Origin of the sequence: Paraburkholderia elongata, assembly GCF_013177735.1 — a bacterium.
Classification (GTDB): domain Bacteria; phylum Pseudomonadota; class Gammaproteobacteria; order Burkholderiales; family Burkholderiaceae; genus Paraburkholderia; species Paraburkholderia elongata.
In genome coordinates this window covers 50912-70929 of record NZ_WOEZ01000279.1, presented here as the reverse complement: position 1 = coordinate 70929, position 20018 = coordinate 50912, and the positions used below count along the sequence as shown (strand labels likewise).

The window sequence follows — 20018 nt, the reverse complement described above, 5'->3', positions numbered from 1 at the left end:
GGCTGTGAGGCTCGCGCATCCGGATGGGTCGCGCGGCGTGGTTTGCACTGCAGTTCACATTGGCACTTACGCCGCGCAATCCAATCCGCTCAATGACAAACCATGCATAATCCCAGGGCGTCCATAATACGTCGCTTCGATGACCACACCCACCAGATCTTCGCGGTGCGGCGCCAGCGCCGCACGGATCTGGATTGGATCGTTCGGTAATCGCCGCTGGTAGAGAATCCGGTCAGCGTCATCGCTGACCACTACCACACTGTTGTTCGAGTGCAGATCGATTCCACTAAACTTGTTCATGCCGGCCTCCTGTGCGTCAAGTCGGTGGGTTGCACCCTGACTCTACGCCAGCCGTTCTAATGGAACGGAGGCAGGCCGGCTATATGATTATCAGAGCCAATCCTCATCACTAGACTCGATCCCTTCTGAGCCATTGAGGCGCTTGAGCATAAATTCCACGGTCGAAGCATTAACGCATCCTCGGCGCCTCTCTTCACTTACTTCCGTGCGCTCTGCGCCTGGTTGTTCGGCAGCGTCGATGCTTTGTTGAACGCATGCTTCACGTTCGCAACGGTCAAACTGGCAACCTCGACATCAACACCTGTCCTGGTGATTTCCCCGTCCGGTGTCTAGATCTGTTACATAACGCGAACTCGAGCCAGAGCGATATTTGTGTCGCAATGTATCTACCGGCTGCAGTGATACACAACATTGCAAATGACCGGCTTTCCCGACACAAGCCAGATACCTCCGCGAGTTCCAATGTATCAACGCCGGAATCGAAATGCATTCTACCTCGCAGATCCTAACCAGACTGCGGCTCGTGTTCCTCGATATCCGCGCGTCCTTCTGGCAGGACAGAACTCACTCTGGAGAAAACTCATCATGAAATCGTTCATTCAAGCCGTCGTCGTTGCCGCTGCCCTCGTCGCTCCGCTCGCCTCTTTCGCCCAGTCGACCCAGCCGGTGACCCGTGCGCAAATTCGCGCCGAACTGATTCAGCTCGAAAATGCCGGTTATAACCCCGGCCGCAGCGCCGATGCATATTACCCGAACGACATTCAGGCTGCGGAAGCCCGCGTGGCTGCGCAAAATGACGCGGCAAGCGGCATGGGTGGGGCAGTCGAGGGCTCGTCGGCATCCGGTGCCCCCGCAGCGGCGCGCGCCGCAACGAATGACGGCATGAAGCCGATCTACTTCGGCCAATAACGCCGCAGGCGCATCCTCGACCCCAGCCGGCGGCAAGTCATCCGAAGACTTCGAAACCCCGCGCGGATGACCAACGACTCCGGTTGCTGACTCCGGCACGTTGCACCGTACTGCGTTGCAAAGGCAGCTAACGGTCGCACAGCGCTCTGCTAAATGACGGGTACGCGCCGCGATTTACGCACGCTTCTTCAGAAGTGGCTATTGCGCGCACGCTAGTAAAGAATGGGCAGCCACACAAACGGTGTTCAACGCATTAGGCGTAACGCCTGCTGACCATGCGTCTGTGCCGCGGCGGAGCGAGGTCCACGAGGTTGGGATGCGGTCGCGCCAAAATGGATCTTTCCCCGTTGACCGCTGCAAGCGAGCCGTTGCTGATCTGAGGTGCGCGGAATGCCGCCCGAAACTTTTTGAACTCCCCACGCCAGTGGGCAGCGGAAACGTCTATTGGCTATCCGGGGCTAGCTGTTCCGTTCCGCTTACCAGGATTCCTCCTGCAGAAGCTCACCACTCGCGAGGAATAATAAATGCAAACCCACCACTGACGGTCGGTTTCAACCGCCCACGCCCGAGAACAAAAACCCGCTTGGCAACCAGGGCCCAGGGCGCTGAAGATCCAGGTAAATGCGTTATGGTGATAAGCGACCACGGGCGGCGGCCGCGCGCCAGATCGTTACGTCGTTAGCGATCGATGGGCTTGTGACTTCTGGTAGATTTATCGCTGCGCCGCGCAGTACAAATACAAAGACCGCGAATGATATCGTCGAGGTGTGTCATGGAAGTTCTTGATCGCGCGCCCGCCGTCTCGCCGGACGGACGCGCCGTGGTTTTCATGCTGTCGGCCCGCGGCCGCGACGTCGAAGGCGCGGTTGCGCGTGCCGCACTCGAAGAACACTTCTGGCTACCGCCTGACGCCGACGCGGCACGCACACTCAAGACTTTTGAAAACGGTCGCAACCGCGTCATCGCGGTCGCGCAAAGAAGGTTACTTGCGCGGCCGGACGAGCCGCTGTGGCTGACCGTCAACGACTTCCTGACCCGGTAACCGACTGTTGGCTGGCGATTACTGTCGCGTCGATGTGCGTCCGATAAACACAGCAAAAAAGCGCGATCGTGCTGTTGTTGCTAATCGAGAGTGTTTGTGGGCGCACCCGAGCTCAGTAGTTTCGCCCTGGGAACCGATTCCTCCGTCCCGGAGTTTGCCGCTTTTGCGGGTCCATTAGTTTTGGCTGCTCCCGAACGCGTTCTCGACGTGCGTCATCCGCTCAGCGATGGATAGCGGTGGAGGTGGGGAAATTAATCGCGTCGGAGTCCGGGGGAGAGGAGTTCACAACTGAGGCCCTGTGCCGGGGACTGGATGCCGCGATCAAGCTCGGATGGGAGGGGAACTTGTCCGCCGCAGAGCGTGCACTTCGACTTAACATTGGTTATCTTTCAGGAATTCTTCACTCTTGGCAGTTAATGGATGTCAGAGTGCTTTTCGCGCTATGTTCACATGTTCGGCTGGAACCAATTAGCGTTTTGCGAGGATGGCCAACGTCAAGTGGCATGACGATAGAACCGTTGCAGCTCAAGTTGAGTTGTACTCGAAAGTCGAAAACCAAAAGTGAGCTCGAACGCGATCTGACGAATATTCTCACTTCAAATCCGGATATATCGTTTTACGCGCTGGCTAACGAACTTGGTGTAACGTACCTGAGGCTAAAGAGTCTGTTTCCGGAGCTCGCAGTGGAGCTGCGCAAGCGGAGAGAGATGCGGGTTAGAAAGCGTAAATGGCGACGACTTTTGGGTATTGGTCGTGCGCTGCTCGTTGTGAAGCGGCAGCTCGCCGAAGAGGGGCGTGTTTTCAACAAATGGAATGTTCACGCGCGAACCGGGATTTTGATACGCCAAGATCAGGTCGAGGAGCGTTTATTCCAATGGGTACGGCAGCGCCAAAGTTCTTAATGCAGCCACGTTCGTCTACCTGTTCTGAACAACATTTGATTTTGGCTACAAGGTTAGAGCATTTGCGGAGCTTCGAAGTGCGTGAACTGCGCTGGCGAGCGTGAGCAAGAGCATTGTGAAGATCACGAGATGAAGACCGGTAACCCGCCAAGGCTGTGTCCGGCCACTCTGCGCCGGGACGGTATGACAAAGCTCTTTTTTAGCTTCCTCGAGTTTGATCACCCACAGTCGAGAGCAGCCGGCCCTCATCTTTGCCCGTGTATCCAAAATCTGCGAATACAACTTTGCCGTTTGCCAGGTCACGCGCTGAACTTGGCACACCCGCTCTGTTACTTGGGTATGCTTATGTTCCGAAACTTCCTAACCGGCTGAAAGCGATAGATGGCCAACTTTTAGAGGAAGATATGGGTCGGGTTTTGGGTCATTTCTTGCCTTATTAGCCAATGAGCTACGAATTTAAAGCGATAGCTGAGTTTAGTCGCAATGTAAACCGATAGCTGCACTTTTTGAGGTTAAAGCAATAGGTGATCTTCAGCGTCAACTTATGGTTTATTCGTCAGTGCTCACACACCGAAACCCCGCATACACATACTGATAATGCGGCTGAAACCAGTTGCGAAAAGCAGGCCGCAACATGCATTGCGCGGTGCGCGCCGAACCACCTTTGATCACGTAATGCTGCCCGTCGAAAAAGTTGGCGGAGTAGCCGGGATAAAACGGAAACGCTTCAAACCCTGGCAGTGCGTCGAACACCGTGGAGGTCCACTCCCAGCCATTGCCGAATTGACCTTCCACGCCGAACGCGCTGACGTTGTCAGGATACGCATCGACCGGCTGAGGGTCCCAGCTGCGAAAATCGAAATTGCCCGACATCGCATGCGGTGCGCCGTGTGCCGCGCGTTGCCATTGTGCTTCGCTGGGCAGTGTCTTGCCGGCCCAGCGCGCGTAGGCGCTGGCTTCGGCATGACTCACGTAAACCGGCCAGTCGAACGGCAGCGGCACTTCGTCGAACATCGTGCGCAGCATCCATGCGCTGTCCTGATCGCCTCCGGCTCGCTGCGACCAGCAGGCGGGATGCTCGATATGTTCGGCTTCCTTCCACGCCCAATCCTTGTCGGTCCACCACTTCGGTTCGCGATAGCCGCCTGCCTCGATGAACTCGCGAAATGCGCCGTTCGTCACCATGTGGCGGTCGATCTCGAACGCCGGCACGTCGACGCGCATTTCGCCGAATTCGTTGTCCCAACCAAAATACCCACTCTCGCGCGACATGCCGAGCACCGTTGCACCAGCCGGCACGCTGACCATCGAGGACAACGCCTCACGTGGTTCAGAACGGGTAAGCACCGCCTCATGCAACGCGGTGACCTTCTGCGCAAGCGGTAACTGATGCAGCATGTACGCGAGCGTTTCAGCATGCATCAGCCGATGCTCGATCGCGACGTTCAGCAACTGCTCGGCCGCGCCAGCTTGCGCACCCTCGCGGCCGACACGCGCTGAGTCGCTCAGCGCATCGAGCTCGCGGTCGATCTGCTCGCGGGCACGCAATCCGTAGCCGCGCACGGCGTCGAGCGATGGCCAGTCACTGGGTTGATCGGTCGGAAAACCGCCGTCGACAGGATCGATACCGAACGCGAAGAGCTGGTCGAGGTGCGGATCGAACGCCGGCAGATCGCACAGGCGTTGATCGAAAAGATTACGATCGAAAGCTTCCAGATGGCCGACGTAAAACACGATCCGGTGGCGCTCACGGATCGGCCGTTCATACAGAAACTCGGGTTTGATAATGGAAAACAGGGCGTCGGTCACTTGACGCGCGTCGATCAGACGCTGGACGAGCGGGTGATGCGGGGCGGGGTCGCGATTCATTTCGCCAGGTCTCCTTGGCGGGGGGACGGACTAAAGACTTTACCCGCTCGCAGGAGCCATGCCAAGACGAATGCGCACTAAAAAAGCAGAGGGACGCGGACGTGGCGGCGCGGGCCAGGTCCCGTGCGTAGGGCTTACACCTTCTGCAAGCCTTCCAAATCGACGATCCGGATGTGTTTGCCTTGTGTGTCGATCAGGCCGCGCTTTTGAAATCTTGACAGGGTGCGGCTCACCGTTTCGAGCGTCATGCCGAGGTAGCTGCCCATGTCCTCGCGTGTCATGCGCAAGTTGAATTCCGCCGATGAATAGCCGCGCTGCGCGTTGCGTTCCGACACGTCGAGCAGAAATGCGGCCACGCGTTCGTCCGCTGAAAGTGAGCCGAGCACCATCATCTGCCCAGCTTCGCGGACGATCTGCTCGCCCAGCAGTTTGTGCAGGCGATCCTGCATCGAACTGATTTCGCGGCACAGGGACTTGAGGGCGGGGTAGGGAACGATACAAACGGTGCTGTCTTCAAGGGCGACGGCGCTGCATGCGTGCACGTCTTCGCTGATGCCGTCGAGGCCGAGCGCTTCGCCGGCGAGGCGCAGCCCGGTGACCTGTTCGCGGCCGTCACGGTGCGCCATGACGGTTTTCATGGAGCCGGAACGCACGGCGTAAATATTGTCGAAGCGGTCGCCGCTGCGATACAGCGCTTCGCCGCGCTGCACCGAGCGCGCGGTGCAAATGAGCGCTTCGAGTTTCGTTAGTTCGTCAGTCGACAGGCCTTGCGGCATGCAGAGCGCCCGCATCGAACAACTCGAACAGCGAGCGGCAGTGCGCGCGGTTGCCCTCACCGGCGCGGCACGACGGCCGCCACGCGCTGGCGACGAAATCACAGTGGAATCGGCAGCGCCGGCGGAGCGAGTCACAGCGGTAGGAGTAAGCATGATCTGCAGCCATTTGTAAGGGTAACAAACTGATTGTCCCACCGCCCATGCCCCCCGTTTAGCGACAAAATGACGCGTTCGCGCAGTTAGGCCTCTTGAGCGATGTCACCCTTGCGTTGCTGCTTGTGGTTATGGACTGCTATACATTCGGGCGAACGTGCTCTGCTCTGATTTTGGAGATAGAGCGATGCGTGAGCTGCCTTATGCGGCAAGCTCACGCAGTTGCAATGTGCGTCGGCACGCGGTTAGGCGTCTCCACTCGCCTTGCCCGCCGCGGACGGAATCAGCAGCACGGGCAAGGTCGCCTGGCGCACGCAGCGCTCGGCGACGCTGCCGAGAATCAGGCGCTGAAAACCACGGCGGCCATGCGTGCCCATTACCAGCAGATCGGCGTTGAAGTCGGCGGCAGCTTTTAGCACGACCACCGAAACGTCGTCGAGGGAGGAGGCTTCGCCCACGGCGAGCTCACCCTTGACGCCTTGCGCTGCCATGGCCGCGGCGAATTCCGCGCCGAGTTCTTTGCTCTCTTCGACCAGGCGGTTACGCAGAATGGAAGGGTCGTAACCGGGCGCTTCGAAATACATCGGCGTGTTTTCGACGACGTAGAACGGTTGCAGGACGGCGCCGCTGGATTTCGCGAGCGCGAGCGCTGCTTCGAACGCACGGCGCGAGGTGTGGCTGCCGTCGACCGCTACAAGGATGCGTGTGTACATATCGACTCCGCGTCTGAAGGATTCGGATGCCGCGGCCGTTTCGGCCAGCCGGGCGCATTGACGATTGATTACCGGTGCGAGCTTAAATGATCGCTGAAAAAGGTGCATCCAGTCAGGATGTAAATCAAGTACTTGTCAAATTTTGTGATAGCGACTTTTTGCACGGCAAGCACCGTGCAGCAGGCGTTTGCGGTATTCCTGTCAAGCCAGAGCGCAACTATCAAATCGAGATAGGGCCAGGTTTGCCTTACAATCAAGACCTACTCAGACAAGCTGCTTCAGCACCGCTGATGAACGAGCGCAAAACGACAGGTTTGCCCGACAAGATCTACGGCGACATCCTCAATCGCATTCTTGAAGGCGAGTACAAGGAAGGCGAGCGGCTGCCTACCGAGCATGCGCTGGCCGAGCGCTTTGCGACGTCACGGCCGACCGTGCGCGAGGCGCTCGCGCGCTTGCGGGCAGACGGGATCATCATGACCCGGCACGGCTCAGGCACGACGGTCGCGCGTCGGCCGGACCCGGATGTGCGCCGCTTCGCACCGCTCGAAACGCTGTCCGACATCCGCCGCTGCTATGAATTTCGCATTGTGACCGAGGCGGGCGCGGCCGAGCAGGCAGCGCTCAAGGCCGACGCCGACGACATCGTCGCGATCCAGCATGCGTGGGACCAGCTGGAGCGCATCATAGAAACCCGGGGCATCGGCGCGCAGGACGATTTCATGTTTCACCTGGCGGTGGCGCGTGCGTCGAAGAACCCGTTTTTCATCACGGTCATGTCGTTCATCGAAGAACAGATTCTGTTCAGCATGAACTTGTCGCGCAATCTGTCGCTCGTGAAGACGGTGGAGCGGCAGCGGCTCGTGCAGGCCGAACATCTGGCCGTGCTCGAGGCGATCCGCCGCAAGGAGGGCCCCGCTGCAGGGAGGGCGATGCGAGCGCATCTCGAGAATGCGCTCGAACGGATGTTCGGTTCCTGATGCCCCGCGCGGCTTCCCAGCGGGCCGCAACGACCGGGCAACCGCTGCCAGTCCGCGCAACCGTGCATCCGCAACCAGGCATCCGCAACCAGCCAACGGCAACAGCGGCCCGGCCCCAATCCCACGAGCCGTCAGGCGGCGGCAGCCATCGGCCCGAACAGGGCGGTGCGGGTCTTCGGACTGACGGCGATATCCAGCGCCACGGCCCGTTCCACGCCGATCTGCAGAGGCGACCCGAGCCGGCTGATGTCGATTCCGGTCTTGCGCAGCAGCCGTTCAATTGGCGTAGTGGTCACCGTGACGTAACGCGTGATGCCCATCCGGTCGGCGAACGTCACGAGTTCGTGAATTGCCTGCATCGTCACGTCGGCAAAGCCGAACGACTGTTCCTCGCCGCCGGTTTCGATCGCGAACCGGCTCAGTTCCCAGATATGCCGCCCAACCGGCGCATCCGCGCCATGCAGTAATTGAGGAAAGGTGTCCTTCAGCATGTTCGGCCCCTCCGTCGGCATCAGGCGCCAACAGCCCCGCACGTGCCGATCGTCGCCCTGAATCAGCATGTAGTGCGGCCCGAGGGCGTCGTAGCCGTCGATCTCCATGCCCGCGATGGTCGGGATGTCCCATCCGAGCCGTCCGTGGAACACCCGCGCCCGCAGGCGGTACATCTCGTTGATGTCCGCGTTGTCGAATTCTTGACGCATTCCAATCCGGATCGCTGTTTGCATGACGTTCTCCTGAACGTGTTGGGGTACCCAATACGCAAGAAAACTTATGCATTTTGAATCTTTCCGCCACCTACCTACCTGGATAGGTGTGCATGCTTATCGGATAACGCAGAATTCGAGATAAGCCTTAGCACTCAACCGACGGGACACAAAAATGGAACTTCTCGACAATCACTGGCAGGTGCAACCCTCCGTCCAAACCCGCCCGGCAGAGCCTTCATCGGCGGTGGATCGCGTTCTGATCATTGCGTACCGCAAGAAGAAGAAGGAGAGCCAGCGCCGCTTCTGGGCACGCTTCGGCGTGACGCAGTCGCGTGGCAGCCGGTTCGAATCGGGCGCCGAAATCCCGGCGCCGGTGTCGATCCTTTTGGGCCTGTACTTCACTAAAACCGTTTCGGACGCCGATCTGGGCCGGGCCGAGCGGGTCATGACCAGCCGCGACGCCGCCGCCTTGCTCAACCCGGGTCAATAAGCCCCAACTGCGCGGCGATCACGGCCGCCGCGCGCCGTGAATTCACGCCGAATTTCGTCCTGATGTTCTTCATGTGGAAGTTCACCACGGCTTCCGAACAGCTCAGGATATGGGAGATTTCCCACGTGGATTTGCCGCGCGCGGTCCATTTCAGACACTCGCGTTCGCGTGGCGTGAGCTTGGGCAATAAAGCTTGGGCATGCGTATTCAAGTGGCGCTGGCTGGTATCGATCACCAGATCGCGCAATAGCACCAGGTTCGGCAACGCAACGTTGACATGGCGCCAAAATGCCTCGGTCGGATTGCTGTCGTTGACGAAGCACATCATGCCGGCTTGCTGGTTCGGCCCGTGAATCGGCAACGTCACACCGGCGCGCAGGCCGTGCGCGCGGGCTTCCTCGTACATCGACTGCTGCGCTGCGGTCGTAAAAATGTCCGGCGACCAGATCAGCGGCGTGGCGCGCGTCGCGCAATGCGAGACTGTCGGGTCGATGTGGACGAGCCCCTGCTCGTCGTAGGTGCGTCGCCACGTCGGCGCGTAGGTGCTCCGCACATAGGCATCTTCAAGGCGAATGGTCGGGCGCGGCAGCATGGCGATCAAAAGCCTGTCGAAGCCCCACGTTTCGGCAAGGCTCGCGATCGCATTGAACCATTCCGCTTCATCAGCGGCGTTCAGTACCGGTGCCATTTCCTCGATAAAATGTAGCGACAATTTGGTTCTCTCAAACTCGCAAACGTCCCGTTGCGGTTAATTGCGGTACGGCGACCCGCCCGGCTGTTTTTATCTTAACAATCTATCACTAAAAATTATTTCGCAAGCCGAGGACGATTTCTAAAGAAACGGCACCAGCGCTGGTTCTGCAACCAGGCGAACGAATTACTCCTTATAAGTGTTCACGAAAAATTTACTTGGAATTTCGAACCATATCCGTTGAGCAGAATTTCCAGCTCCGCATCGATGGTTTCTTTCGTCCACGTCGCGAATCGCCGCCAGTGGTACTTGAAGTGCTTCCATACGATCTCGATGAGATTCAGTTCGGGGCTGTACGGCGGCAGATAAAACAGGAGTGCTTTGTGTTCGATGAACCAGCGGTCCAGTGTGACCTGATCGATCCCGTGATGAATGCTCGCGTTGTCGAGCACGATCACGGTCGGTCTACCATCGCCCTGACAGATCAGGTCATTGAGAAAACCCTCAACGTGAGGCCCTTTGACCGTATGGCTGCTTGCTGCATGGACGAAACTGTTTTCAGCGAAGTTCAGTGCGCCCATCACATTGCGTCGGCAATGGTGGTTGGGCTCAATGGCATGGGGCAGTCCACGTGGTGACCAGCTACGCTGCACAGGCGGTGATCCGCAAAAGCCGGCCTCGTCGAAATAGAACAGGCGACACTGGCCATCGCGCGCGGCGACCTGAAGCTTCTCAAGCGTGGCCTGTTTCATCTCGAACTCCTGTTCATTGCGCTTTTTTTCAGCGAGAAGCGGTTGCGCTTGAAAGTGAAGCCCGCACGCTTGAGGGCTTCACCCAGCGTTTCTATCTTGCAGGGCAGCGCCTGGGCTTGTGCCTGCTCAACGCGTCGAGCTATCTGGGCCAGGGTAAGCGGCTCTGCCCGCGCAATCTCCAGCGCGACAGCGACCACGTCATCGGGAAGTGCACGCGGCCGACCACCGTTGTGACCACCCATGAGCGCGCAAACGCCTCCAATACGCCACGCGTGAGCCCAGTTGTAGACAGCCTGGTCGCTCACACCGAGGGCTTCACAGACGACCTTTGGCTTATCACCGCGAGCGAGCATCAAAAGACCGGTGGCGCGTCGGCGCGTGTTCTTGAACCGGTGATTGATCGCCATCTCCTGCAATGTGATCTCCTCAGACTTCACAAGCTTCACACGGCATTTCATCGACACCTCGGTACCAGGGAAAAATCCAGGTTACCGAAATCCAAACAGTTTTACCAGGAGCACTTATCGGATTTCTTTGACCGGATTAACATTCACGGGCCGATAAAGTGGGTAATTTTCTCGTAGTGGCGTTTTTGATACTTTTGATTGACAACATTATTGTCGAACCAATCTGGATGACGTTTAGTCAAATTTCGGGAAAAACGACTCTGATTGCCGGATCGGCAATTACCGTTTAGCCCGCCGCCATTCACCAACGCCCGCTCGCCGGGCGCTATTGTCATATAAAAGTGGCGTATCGGCTTTGCCGACTTCGCCTTCTTCGCATTGACTTCGGTTCGAGGCTGCACGGTGCCGCTTGCGCCCATGTTGTTTGACAACATTGCGAGCCCGGTGCTAACTTGAACGCCCAGTTCCAGCGCGTTTGAGACGTCATGAACGAATCCCCGATTCTCGGCTGTGAGTTCGCCGCTTCGGTCATGGCTGTGCCGCCGCTTGCGCGCCGCGCCGATTACACGCTGGATGCCGCTGAAAATCTCGCGTTGATCCGCCACATCGAGGCCGGCGGTGTGCGCACCCTGCTGTACGGCGGCAATGCGAACCTTTATCACACGGCCGTCAGCGAGTATCGGGACTTGCTGGACCTCCTGGCCGACGCAGCAGGTGCGGGCACGCGCGTGATCCCGGCAATCGGTCCCGACTACGGGAAAATGCTCGATCAGGCTCGCGCGCTTGATCGAGCGCGGCACGCTGCTGGCCGTCAAATACGCGATCGTCCGCGACAATCCTGCGGAAGATCCCTATCTGCGCCGCCTTCTGCAATCGGTGCCTGCGGCCAAGGTGGTGTCGGGCATGGGCGAGCGGCCGGCGCTCATCCATCTGCGCGAGTTCGGCCTTGCCGCATGGACAACGGGTTCGGGATGCATCGCGCCGCGCATGGTCATGGCCTTGCTGCAAGCCGTCAGAGCCGGCGATGCGGACACGGCGCAGCGTCTCCATGAAGCTTTCCTGCCGCTCGAAACCCTGCGCGACGAAATCTCGCTGATCCGCGTGCTGCACGATGCGGTTACGTTCTCGAAGATTGCCGACATGGGGCCGATCCTGCCGCTACTCAGTTCGACGCCGCCCGAACATCATGCGAAGATCGATCATGCGACGCAGGTCCTGCTCGCATTGGAGCGTCAGTTCGCGCAGAAGCCCGTGTCGCATTGACGTCGCCCCGGCGTCGAAAGCGGGGGCGCTTGCGCTGCGTAGCGGCATGCAGGGCGCACCGCGCTTCGTCCTGTTTTCCTCATCAACTTCCATCACCCAAAGCCTACGCATGACCGACACCAGCCGACGCTATCCCGATCCCTCCATTCGCGTGCTCGATCCGCGCTTCAAGCCGCTGATCCTTGCCTCCGCTTCCGTCGAGTGCCTGTATCAGGGCGCGCGCTGGTCGGAAGGGCCGGTCTGGTTCGGCGATGGCCGTTATCTACTGTGGAGTGACATTCCCAACGACCGCATCCTGCGCTGGGACGAAACGAGCGGTGCCGTGACCACGTTTCGCCAGTCGTCGAACAATGCTAACGGCCACACGCGCGACCGCCAGGGCCGCCTCGTTAGCTGCGAGCACCTGACGCGGCGCGTCACCCGCACCGAGTATGACGGCTCGATTACCGTGCTCGCCGACCGCTATCGCGGCAAGCGCTTCAACTCGCCGAATGACGTGGTCGTGAAGTCGGACGGTTCGATCTGGTTCAGCGATCCGACCTTCGGCATCGACAGCTTTTATGAGGGTGAGCAGCAGGAGTCGGAACTGCCCGCGTGCGTGTACCGCATCGACGGCCAATCCGGCGAAGTGGCCATGGTCGCCGACGACGTGCTGGGCCCGAACGGCCTCGCGTTTTCGCCGGACGAGTCGGTGCTGTACATCGTCGAATCGCGTGGCGTGCCGCGCAAGATCCGTGCGTTCGATGTCGACGTCAGTGGCAATGGCGCCGCGCTGTCGAACAACCGTGTGCTGATCGACGCCGGTCCGGGCACGCCGGACGGCTTTCGCGTCGATATTCACGGCAATCTCTGGTGCGGCTGGGGCATGGGCACCGACGAACTCGACGGCGTGCGCGTCTTCACGCCGCAAGGCGAACCGATCGGCCATATCGCGTTGCCGGAGCGCTGCGCGAACGTGTGCTTCGGTGGACGCCATCGCAACCGGTTGTTCATGGCGGCAAGCCACGGGTTGTATTCGCTGTATGTGAATACGCAAGGCGTTCAGGGCGGCTAAGTGCGCGAGGCGTGCGCGCAGCTTGAACGCACCGCGTAAGTTCAGGTTGCCTGACAACCTGTTGCTGAATCTGTGTGCCGACTCCGGGTTTGCCCTTGGATAAAGCACGCAACCCATTGAACTACAAGGATTCCCCATCAAAACAGGCAGATTGGCGAGCAAAGCGCCGCAGCCAGTATTTGCTTGACATCGGCAGTTCCGCTTCGCTATGTTCCATTGGTAGAGAGACACCGCCAGCAGCACATCTGGCCGGCGGACTTCCATACCAAGAAGCGAGGAGACGCAATGACTGTTTCAGGCAGGTTGGCGCTCAGACTGGTGTCCGTATGTCTCGTGGCAAGCGCCGCATTGGCATCCGCCGCGCACGCGGCCGATCCGGTAACGCTCAATATCGTCGACGTGGCCGGCGATCTTCAACTCACGCAAAAGGGTTTCGAGGCCTTCAAGGCGAAGTATCCGAATCTCGTCGCCAATCTCACGTTCACCAACGCGCCCGCGCCGCAGTTGCCGGGCAAGATCAAGGCGATGCAGGCCGCTGGCCGCTCCGATATCGATCTCGTCCTGACCGGCACCGACGCACTGGCCGCTGGCATCGAACAGAACCTCTGGATGAAGCTGTTGCCGGACAATGCGGCGGCCTTCCCAGGCGTGCTCGACAAATACGCGCCCGGTCCGCGCAAGATGCAGGACCTTGCACAAGGCTTCGGTCTCGAAGTCGCGTATATGCCGGCGGGTCCGCTACTCGAATACAACCCCGCCAAAGTCAGCGATCCACCCAAAACGCCTGAGCAACTGCTGCAATGGTGCAAGGCGCATCCGGACAAGCTGATCTATGCGCGGCCGGCGAACTCCGGTCCGGGCCGCACGTTCCTGATGGGCTTGCCGTATGTGCTCGGCGACAAGGATCCGCAAGATCCGATTCACGGCTGGGACAAGACGTGGGCCTTCCTCAAGCAGCTGAACGATTGCATTCCTTACTATCCGGGCGGCACGTCGGCAGTGATGAAAGAGCTCGGCGAGGGTACGCGCGACATGACCGTGAGCGTCACCGGCTGGGACATCAATCCGCGCGCGCTCGGCATCGTACCGGCGGAATTTCGCGTGCAGGCATTCGACAATATGACGTGGGTGAACGACGCGCACTACATGGTGATTCCGAAGGACGTGCCGAAGGAAAAGCTCGACGTGCTCTACAAGCTGATGAACTTCATGCTCGAACCCGCGCAACAGGCCATGACCTATGACGACGGTTATTTCTACCCGGGGCCGGCGATCAAGGGCGTGAGCGTCGAGCAGGCGCCCGCGCACAGCCAGGATGTGCTGAAGAAATACGGTCGGCCGGAGTACACGAAGCTGTTGGCCGAGCGTCCGCATGTTTTGCCGCTGAATGCGGCCGCAATGGTTGCGGCTTTCAAGAAGTGGGACAGCGACATCGGCGCGCAGAAGACCAAGTAGGCTGCGAAGTAACACGCGTATCCGTTCGTTCGGTCCGCCGGGATTCGCGTGTCACGCGCGCAGGAAACCTGCCGTGAAGCTTCACGCGCATCAGTTCTATTGGGCCGCCGCGACTCGTGTGGCAAACGTCAAGCGTCACGCGTATCAGGAAATCGCCATGAAGCATCATTTTGAGCAGTTGCGGCTCGATTCGGTGAGCCGCAGTTTCACGAATGCGGAGGGCCAGGCGATCGCGGCGTTGCAAGGTCTCGATCTGAATATCCAGCGTGGCGAGTTCATCGCGTTGCTCGGACCTTCGGGCTGCGGTAAATCGACGGCGCTCAATTGCATCGCCGGTTTGCAGCCGTTGAGCGGCGGCGGCATCTGGCTCGACGATAAACGCATCGACGTGCTGCCGCCGGAAAAGCGCGGCTTCGGCATGGTGTTCCAAAACTACGCGCTGTTTCCGCATATGAGTGTGCTCGATAACGTCGGCTTCGGATTGAAGATGCGCGGCGTCGGCAAGAGCGAAACCATGCGCCGTGCGCGTGAAGCGTTGCAGCTCGTGCAACTGGTCGGGCATGAACGCAAGCTGCCCGGGCAGCTTTCGGGCGGTCAGCAGCAGCGCGTGGCGATTGCGCGCGCGATCGTGATCGAACCGCCGCTGATCCTGATGGACGAACCGCTGTCGAATCTCGATACGAAACTGCGTATTGAAATGCGCGCGGAGATTCGCCGCATCCATAGCCAGCTCGAACGCGCGACGCTCTACGTGACGCACGATCAGGACGAAGCGCTTTCCATGGCCGATCGCATCGTCGTGATGAAAGAGGGGGTGGTGCAGCAGATCGGCACGCCGAAAGAGGTCTACACGCGGCCGCAGAATTTGCATGTTGCGCGTTTCATGGGCTATCGCAACGTGACTGAATTCACGCTCGAAGGCACGCAGGGCGATGGGGTTGCGGTGAGCGCGAACGGCGTGCGTCTGATCGGTACGCCGATGGCCGGTTTCAATAGCAAGCGCGTGAGCGTCGCGTTGCGCCCAGAGGATATGGAGCGTGCAGCACCTGGCGCGGAAAACGCCTTTGACGCGCTGGTGACCACCGTGGAATACGGTGGCCACGATTCCCTGCTGCGGGTGAAGACCGCGTTCGGCGACTTATGGGCGCGCATTACGGGCGAATTCGAAGAGGGCGAACGCATCAGTCTGCGCGTGCCGCCGTCACGTACGCTCGTCTATGACGGAGAGGCTGCATGAACACGCCCACGCTGTCGCCGCCACGCGTACCATTTGTGCCGCGCGACGCCAAGGCGTGGCTGGTCGCACCGGCTTTGATCTTCATCGTCGCGTTGTTCATCTATCCGTTTGCGTACGGTTTGGTGCTGTCGTTCCGGCCGATGAACGGCGGTGGCCTGTGGGCCAACTATCTGACGTTCTTCACCGACACGTCGATGTGGCCGACCATTCTCGTCACGCTCAAGCTCGCTGTACCCGCGACGCTGATCAACGTCGGCGTGTCGGTTCCCGTGGCGTTCGCGCTGCGCCGCAATTCGCCCTATCAGAAACTCGTCACCACGCTGCTGGTGATTCCCGTCACGCTCGGCACCGTGTTGATCGCCGACGGCATGCTCACGTACTTCGGCCCGAACGGCTGGTTTCCGCAGGCGCTGCAAGGTCTGCATCTCTACACCGACGAAGTGCGTTTGACGCATAACTTCTGGGGCGTGCTGATCTCGCTGATCGTGTCGGGTTTTCCGTTTGCATTTCTGCTGACGCTGTCATACGTGACCGGCATCGATCCGACGCTCGCGAGCGCTGCCGCCACGCTCGGCGCGAGTCCGTGGCAGCAGTTTCGTCGCATCTATCTGCCGCTGCTGGTGCCTGGTTTAACGATGGCCGCGTGTTTATCGTTCGTGCAGGCGTTCTCAGTGTTTCCATCGGCGGTGCTGTTGGGGGCGCCCGCGGGCCCGACGCGTGTGATGTCGATCGCCGCGGCCGAAGCCGCGTTCGAAAGCTACGACTATTCGCTTGCTTCCGCGATCGCGATGGTGATGGGTTTCGTGCAACTGCTGGTGGTCACCACCATGCTCGGCGCGCGCCGCTTCTTCTACAGCGGTCCGGTGACAGGAGGCAAAGGCTGATGGCTGCCGATCACCACGCCGCACATCCTTCGTGGTCCGCGTCCACATCGAACGAAAACAACCACGGTGCGCAGCAACCCAGCAAGCGCGTGAAGCAGCGCGCCAGTGTGCCGGGCCGCATCTGGCATGTACTGGTGTGGGGCGCGATGGTGTTCTTTCTCGTCAACGTGGTGTTGCTGATTGCGACCGTTGCGGTGAATTCGGTGGCGCCCCGCTGGTTCGGCACCTTGTTGCCGCAGGGCTTTACGCTGCATTGGTATGCGCAGGCGTGGAGCGATTTCCAGTTGGCGAGCGTATTGTGGGTCACCGTCGAAGTGGTCGGTGCGGTGGTGGTGTTGTCGGTTGTGCTCGGCGTGCCCGCGGCGTATGCGCTCGCCCGCGTGCAGTTTCCCGGCAAGCGCATGGCGATGCTGATTTTTCTGTTGCCTCTGATGGTGCCGCCCGTGACGTACGGCATTCCGATGGCGACCGTGATGTACAAGGTCGGCCTCGCGGGGACGCTAGGCGGCGTGATTCTTGCGAATCTCGTGCCGGCGCTGCCGTTCGTGATCCTGGTGATGACGCCGTTCATCGAGCAGATCGATCCCAATCTCGAAGCGGCGGCGCGCATTTTCGGCGCCAACACGTTCCGCTATTTCCGCTACGTGCTGCTGCCCTTGCTGGTGCCCGGCATGCTGGCCGCGGGGCTGCTGGTGCTGGTACGCACCATCGGCATGTTCGAGTTGACGTTCTTTACAGCGGGTCCCGCGACGCAAACGCTCGTGGTCGCCTTGTACTACGCTGTATTTTCAACCGGCGTGCGTGCACCGCAATCGATCGACGCGATGGCGATGATCTACATGGCGATCACGCTGATCTGGGTGCTGATCGCGCTGCAATTCGTCAGCCCGACGCAGATCGTGTCGCGCGTAAAGGAGCAGAAGCGCTGAAACACTGAGGCACTGAATTGCGGCGGCACGCCCCGAAGGAAGTCCCCCTAGGGACGGCGAAAGACATCGTGGAGCAAACGTTGACGAAGAGAAAGAAACCTGAAGAGCTGCGTAGCCACCGCTGGTACGGCGTGAACGATCTGCGCTCGTTCGGCCATCGCTCGCGCACCGCGCAAATGGGCTATAGCCGCGAGGAATATGCAGGCAAGCCGGTGATCGCGATCCTCAACACGTGGAGCGAGATCAACGCCTGCCACACGCATTTCAAGCAACGTGTCGAGGAAGTGAAACGCGGCATCTGGCAGGCGGGCGGCTTTCCGGTCGAACTGCCCGTGCAGACGCTTTCCGAGCCGTTCCAGAAGCCCACCACGATGCTCTATCGCAACTTCCTCGCGATGGAAGCCGAGGAGACGCTGCGCTCGTATCCCGCCGATGGCGCCGTGCTGATGGGCGGTTGCGACAAGACCACGCCTGCCTTGCTGATGGGCGCGATCTCGATGGATCTGCCGGCGATCTTTCTGCCGGCAGGGCCAATGCTGCGCGGCAACTGGAACGGCGTCACGCTCGGCTCCGGGTCGGACGTCTGGAAGTACTGGACCGAGTTGCGCGCGGAGACCATCACGGAAGCGGACTGGCAAGGCGTCGAAAGCGGTATTGCGCGCTCGCCGGGACACTGCATGACGATGGGCACCGCGTCGACCATGACGAGCGCTGCCGAAGCGCTTGGCTTTACGCTGCCCGGTTTTGCCTCCATTCCCGCAGTGGATTCGCGGCACGCGCAGATGGCGGCGAAAACCGGCATGCGTATCGTCGAGATGGTGTGGGAGGACCTGAAGCCCTCCGATCTGATCACCGCCGGCTCCATCGACAACGCCGTGACCACTTGCCTCGCGCTGTCCGGCTCGACCAATGCGATCGTGCACATGATCGCGCTCGCGCGCCGCGCCGGCATCGAATTGACGCTCGATCGCTATGACGACATCTCGCGCCGCACGCCGGTGCTCGCGAACATTCGTCCGACCGGCGCCTATCTGATGGAGGACTTTTTCTATGCGGGCGGTTTGCCGGCCATGCTCGCCGAACTGGGTGACCTGATCGACCGCTCGCAGAAAACCGTGAACGGCCGCACGCTCGGCGAGAACCTCGAAGGCGCGACGATTTTCAACGACGAGGTGATCCGTCGCCGCAGCGCGCCGCTCCTGCCCAACAACGGCCTCGCGGTGCTACGCGGCAATCTCGCGCCCGACGGCGCCGTGATCAAACCCGGCGCGGCAGAGCCGCAACTGCTCGTCCATACCGGCCGCGCGGTGGTGTTCAAGGACTACAACGACATGGCCGCGCGCATTGACGACGAAGCGCTCGACATCGACGAGAACTGCGTGATCGTGCTTCAGCATGCGGGACCGGTGGGTGCGCCGGGAATGCCCGAGTGGGGGCAGCTACCGATCCCGCAGAAGCTGCTGCAAAAGGGCGTGCGCGATATGGTGCGTATATCGGATGCGCGCATGAGCGGGACGAGTTACGGCGCGTGCGTGTTGCACGTCGCGCCGGAGTCGTTTGTCGGCGGCCCGCTTGCGCTGGTGCAAAGCGGCGATCTGATCGAACTGGACGTGCCGCGGCGCAAGCTCAACATGCTCGTGCCGGAGGAAGAACTGGCGCGTCGCAAGGCCGCCTGGGTCGGGCCCGAGCCGCGTTTTACGCGCGGCTACGGCGCCTTGCATCAGGTTCATGTGCTGCAGGCGAATAAAGGTTGCGACTTCGATTTCCTGCAGCGCGGCGGCGCGCAAGCGGACGCAACCGGCGAGCCGGAGATTCACTGAGCTAACTGCGGGCTCAATACCCCACGCGATACACCCGGCCCGTTTGCGCGCCTTCCACACTGCGCAGGTAAGCCTGCGCCGCACGTTCGGCGCTCACCGGCTCGAAGCCGCGGAAGTAGGGCGCATAGGCGTCGAGCGCTTCGGTCAGGACCGTCGGGCTCACCACGTTGATGCGGATGCCACGCGGTAACTCGATTGCCGCGCCACGCACGAAGCCTTCCAGGGCCAGATTGACGGTGGTTGCATTCGCGCCTTCGCGAATCGGTTCGTCGCCGACAATGCCGCTCGTCAGCGTGAACGAGCCGCCGTCATTCACGTACCGCTGGGCGCCAAGCACCACGTTGATCTGACCCATCAGCTTGTCGCGCAGGCCGACCCAGAACTGCTCGATGCTCATCTCCGGCAGTGGGCCGAAATGCAGCTTGCCGGTGGCCGTGACGACGCCGTCGACCATGCCGATCTCGCTAAAGAGGCGCTCGATGCTGGCCGGGTCGGTGCTGTCGACGCGATACTGGCCGCGCGTCGCGCCCACTTCGATGACTTCATGGCGCACTTTCAATGCTGCGCTCACTGCCCGGCCGACCGTGCCGGTTGCGCCGATCACGACGATCTTTTTCATTTTCTGCTCCGTTGAGTATTGGACGTGCAGTCGATTGTGTCGGCGTTCGGCCGGCGGAAATAGCCG

General features: G+C 60.4%; 20 protein-coding genes and 2 pseudogenes. 12 read left to right on the top strand and 10 right to left on the bottom strand.

The features are described from left to right. Nucleotides 1-126: 126 nt before the first annotated feature. A pseudogene (locus GNZ13_RS46275) lies at nt 127-300 on the bottom strand (IS110 family transposase); the annotation flags it as partial. A 585-nt stretch (nt 301-885) separates the two neighbouring features. Between GNZ13_RS46275 and GNZ13_RS46270 the strand changes: the two are divergent. The 3 genes from GNZ13_RS46270 (at nt 886) to GNZ13_RS46260 (ending at nt 3153) form a co-directional block, all read left to right on the top strand. Next, on the top strand, nt 886-1209 hold the full coding sequence (locus tag GNZ13_RS46270) for a DUF4148 domain-containing protein (RefSeq protein WP_172177603.1): 324 nt from the start codon (nt 886-888) through the stop codon (nt 1207-1209). Between the two features lie 772 nt (nt 1210-1981). After that, nucleotides 1982-2251 (top strand): DUF1488 family protein, encoded by a 270-nt coding sequence (locus GNZ13_RS46265; protein ID WP_172177601.1) that lies wholly within the window; start codon nt 1982-1984, stop codon nt 2249-2251. A gap of 503 nt (nt 2252-2754) precedes the next feature. Beyond that, complete coding sequence (locus GNZ13_RS46260) at nt 2755-3153, top strand: hypothetical protein (protein WP_172177599.1); 399 nt, start codon at nt 2755-2757, stop codon at nt 3151-3153. A gap of 549 nt (nt 3154-3702) precedes the next feature. On the opposite strand, the gene GNZ13_RS46255 is transcribed toward GNZ13_RS46260, so the two are convergent. The 3 genes from GNZ13_RS46255 to GNZ13_RS46245 all read right to left on the bottom strand — a co-directional run bounded on the left by GNZ13_RS46255 (nt 3703) and on the right by GNZ13_RS46245 (nt 6664). Next, entirely contained in the window at nt 3703-5022 is a 1320-nt protein-coding gene (locus tag GNZ13_RS46255) for an SUMF1/EgtB/PvdO family nonheme iron enzyme (protein ID WP_172177597.1), read from the bottom strand. Between the two features lie 134 nt (nt 5023-5156). Continuing rightward, a complete protein-coding gene (locus GNZ13_RS46250; protein WP_172177615.1) occupies nt 5157-5813 on the bottom strand; it encodes a helix-turn-helix domain-containing protein in 657 nt (218 codons plus the stop codon). A gap of 383 nt (nt 5814-6196) precedes the next feature. Beyond that, nucleotides 6197-6664, bottom strand: a complete 468-nt coding sequence (locus GNZ13_RS46245) for a universal stress protein (RefSeq protein ID WP_172177573.1) — start codon at nt 6662-6664, stop codon at nt 6197-6199. A 290-nt stretch (nt 6665-6954) separates the two neighbouring features. On the opposite strand from GNZ13_RS46245, the gene GNZ13_RS46240 reads away from it, so the two are divergent. After that, nucleotides 6955-7644: a FadR/GntR family transcriptional regulator gene (locus GNZ13_RS46240; protein ID WP_172177571.1), complete on the top strand. Its 690-nt coding sequence runs from the start codon at nt 6955-6957 to the stop codon at nt 7642-7644. Between the two features lie 131 nt (nt 7645-7775). On the opposite strand, the gene GNZ13_RS46235 is transcribed toward GNZ13_RS46240, so the two are convergent. Continuing rightward, nucleotides 7776-8369 (bottom strand): acyl-homoserine-lactone synthase, encoded by a 594-nt coding sequence (locus tag GNZ13_RS46235; protein WP_172177569.1) that lies wholly within the window; start codon nt 8367-8369, stop codon nt 7776-7778. A gap of 154 nt (nt 8370-8523) precedes the next feature. Between GNZ13_RS46235 and GNZ13_RS46230 the strand changes: the two genes are divergently transcribed. Continuing rightward, nucleotides 8524-8841, top strand: a complete 318-nt coding sequence (locus GNZ13_RS46230; RefSeq protein ID WP_172177567.1) for a helix-turn-helix domain-containing protein — start codon at nt 8524-8526, stop codon at nt 8839-8841. Here the strand turns inward: GNZ13_RS46230 and GNZ13_RS46225 are convergent. The 4 genes from GNZ13_RS46225 to GNZ13_RS46210 form a co-directional block, all read right to left on the bottom strand. Then, the gene (locus GNZ13_RS46225) at nt 8825-9529 is read right to left on the bottom strand and encodes a helix-turn-helix transcriptional regulator (RefSeq protein ID WP_172177565.1); all 705 of its coding nucleotides are present in this window, start codon (nt 9527-9529) and stop codon (nt 8825-8827) included. The genes GNZ13_RS46230 and GNZ13_RS46225 overlap by 17 nt on opposite strands. A gap of 206 nt (nt 9530-9735) precedes the next feature. Next, nucleotides 9736-10284: an IS630 family transposase gene (locus GNZ13_RS46220; protein WP_172177563.1), complete on the bottom strand. Its 549-nt coding sequence runs from the start codon at nt 10282-10284 to the stop codon at nt 9736-9738. Continuing rightward, a complete protein-coding gene (locus tag GNZ13_RS46215; RefSeq protein WP_172177561.1) occupies nt 10281-10742 on the bottom strand; it encodes a helix-turn-helix domain-containing protein in 462 nt (153 codons plus the stop codon). Before GNZ13_RS46215 ends, GNZ13_RS46220 begins: the two co-directional genes overlap by 4 nt. Nucleotides 10743-10834: 92 nt before the next feature. Then, nucleotides 10835-11125 carry a hypothetical protein gene (locus tag GNZ13_RS46210; RefSeq protein ID WP_172177559.1) on the bottom strand — a complete coding sequence of 97 codons (291 nt, stop codon included), beginning with the start codon at nt 11123-11125 and terminating at the stop codon, nt 10835-10837. Between the two features lie 51 nt (nt 11126-11176). Here GNZ13_RS46210 and GNZ13_RS46205 point away from each other — a divergent pair. From GNZ13_RS46205 to araD, 7 genes and pseudogenes are all read left to right on the top strand, one after another. Beyond that, nucleotides 11177-11954 (top strand): annotated as a pseudogene (locus GNZ13_RS46205) (dihydrodipicolinate synthase family protein). A 109-nt stretch (nt 11955-12063) separates the two neighbouring features. After that, nucleotides 12064-13008, top strand: a complete 945-nt coding sequence (locus tag GNZ13_RS46200; RefSeq protein ID WP_172177557.1) for an SMP-30/gluconolactonase/LRE family protein — start codon at nt 12064-12066, stop codon at nt 13006-13008. Nucleotides 13009-13293: 285 nt separating this feature from the next. Beyond that, complete coding sequence (locus GNZ13_RS46195; RefSeq protein ID WP_172177555.1) at nt 13294-14463, top strand: extracellular solute-binding protein; 1170 nt, start codon at nt 13294-13296, stop codon at nt 14461-14463. 157 nt (nt 14464-14620) lie between these two features. After that, a complete protein-coding gene (locus GNZ13_RS46190; protein ID WP_172177613.1) occupies nt 14621-15700 on the top strand; it encodes an ABC transporter ATP-binding protein in 1080 nt (359 codons plus the stop codon). Beyond that, on the top strand, nt 15697-16584 hold the full coding sequence (locus GNZ13_RS46185; protein WP_172177553.1) for an ABC transporter permease: 888 nt from the start codon (nt 15697-15699) through the stop codon (nt 16582-16584). Before GNZ13_RS46190 ends, GNZ13_RS46185 begins: the two co-directional genes overlap by 4 nt. After that, entirely contained in the window at nt 16584-17513 is a 930-nt protein-coding gene (locus tag GNZ13_RS46180; protein WP_172177551.1) for an ABC transporter permease, read from the top strand. The genes GNZ13_RS46185 and GNZ13_RS46180 overlap by 1 nt, the downstream gene beginning before the upstream one ends. Nucleotides 17514-17593: 80 nt before the next feature. Next, nucleotides 17594-19333, top strand: a complete 1740-nt coding sequence (araD, locus tag GNZ13_RS46175; protein WP_172177549.1) for an L-arabinonate dehydratase — start codon at nt 17594-17596, stop codon at nt 19331-19333. A gap of 13 nt (nt 19334-19346) precedes the next feature. Here the strand turns inward: araD and GNZ13_RS46170 are convergent, their stop codons facing one another. Continuing rightward, entirely contained in the window at nt 19347-19952 is a 606-nt protein-coding gene (locus GNZ13_RS46170) for a short chain dehydrogenase (RefSeq protein ID WP_172177547.1), read from the bottom strand. Nucleotides 19953-20018: the final 66 nt, after the last annotated feature.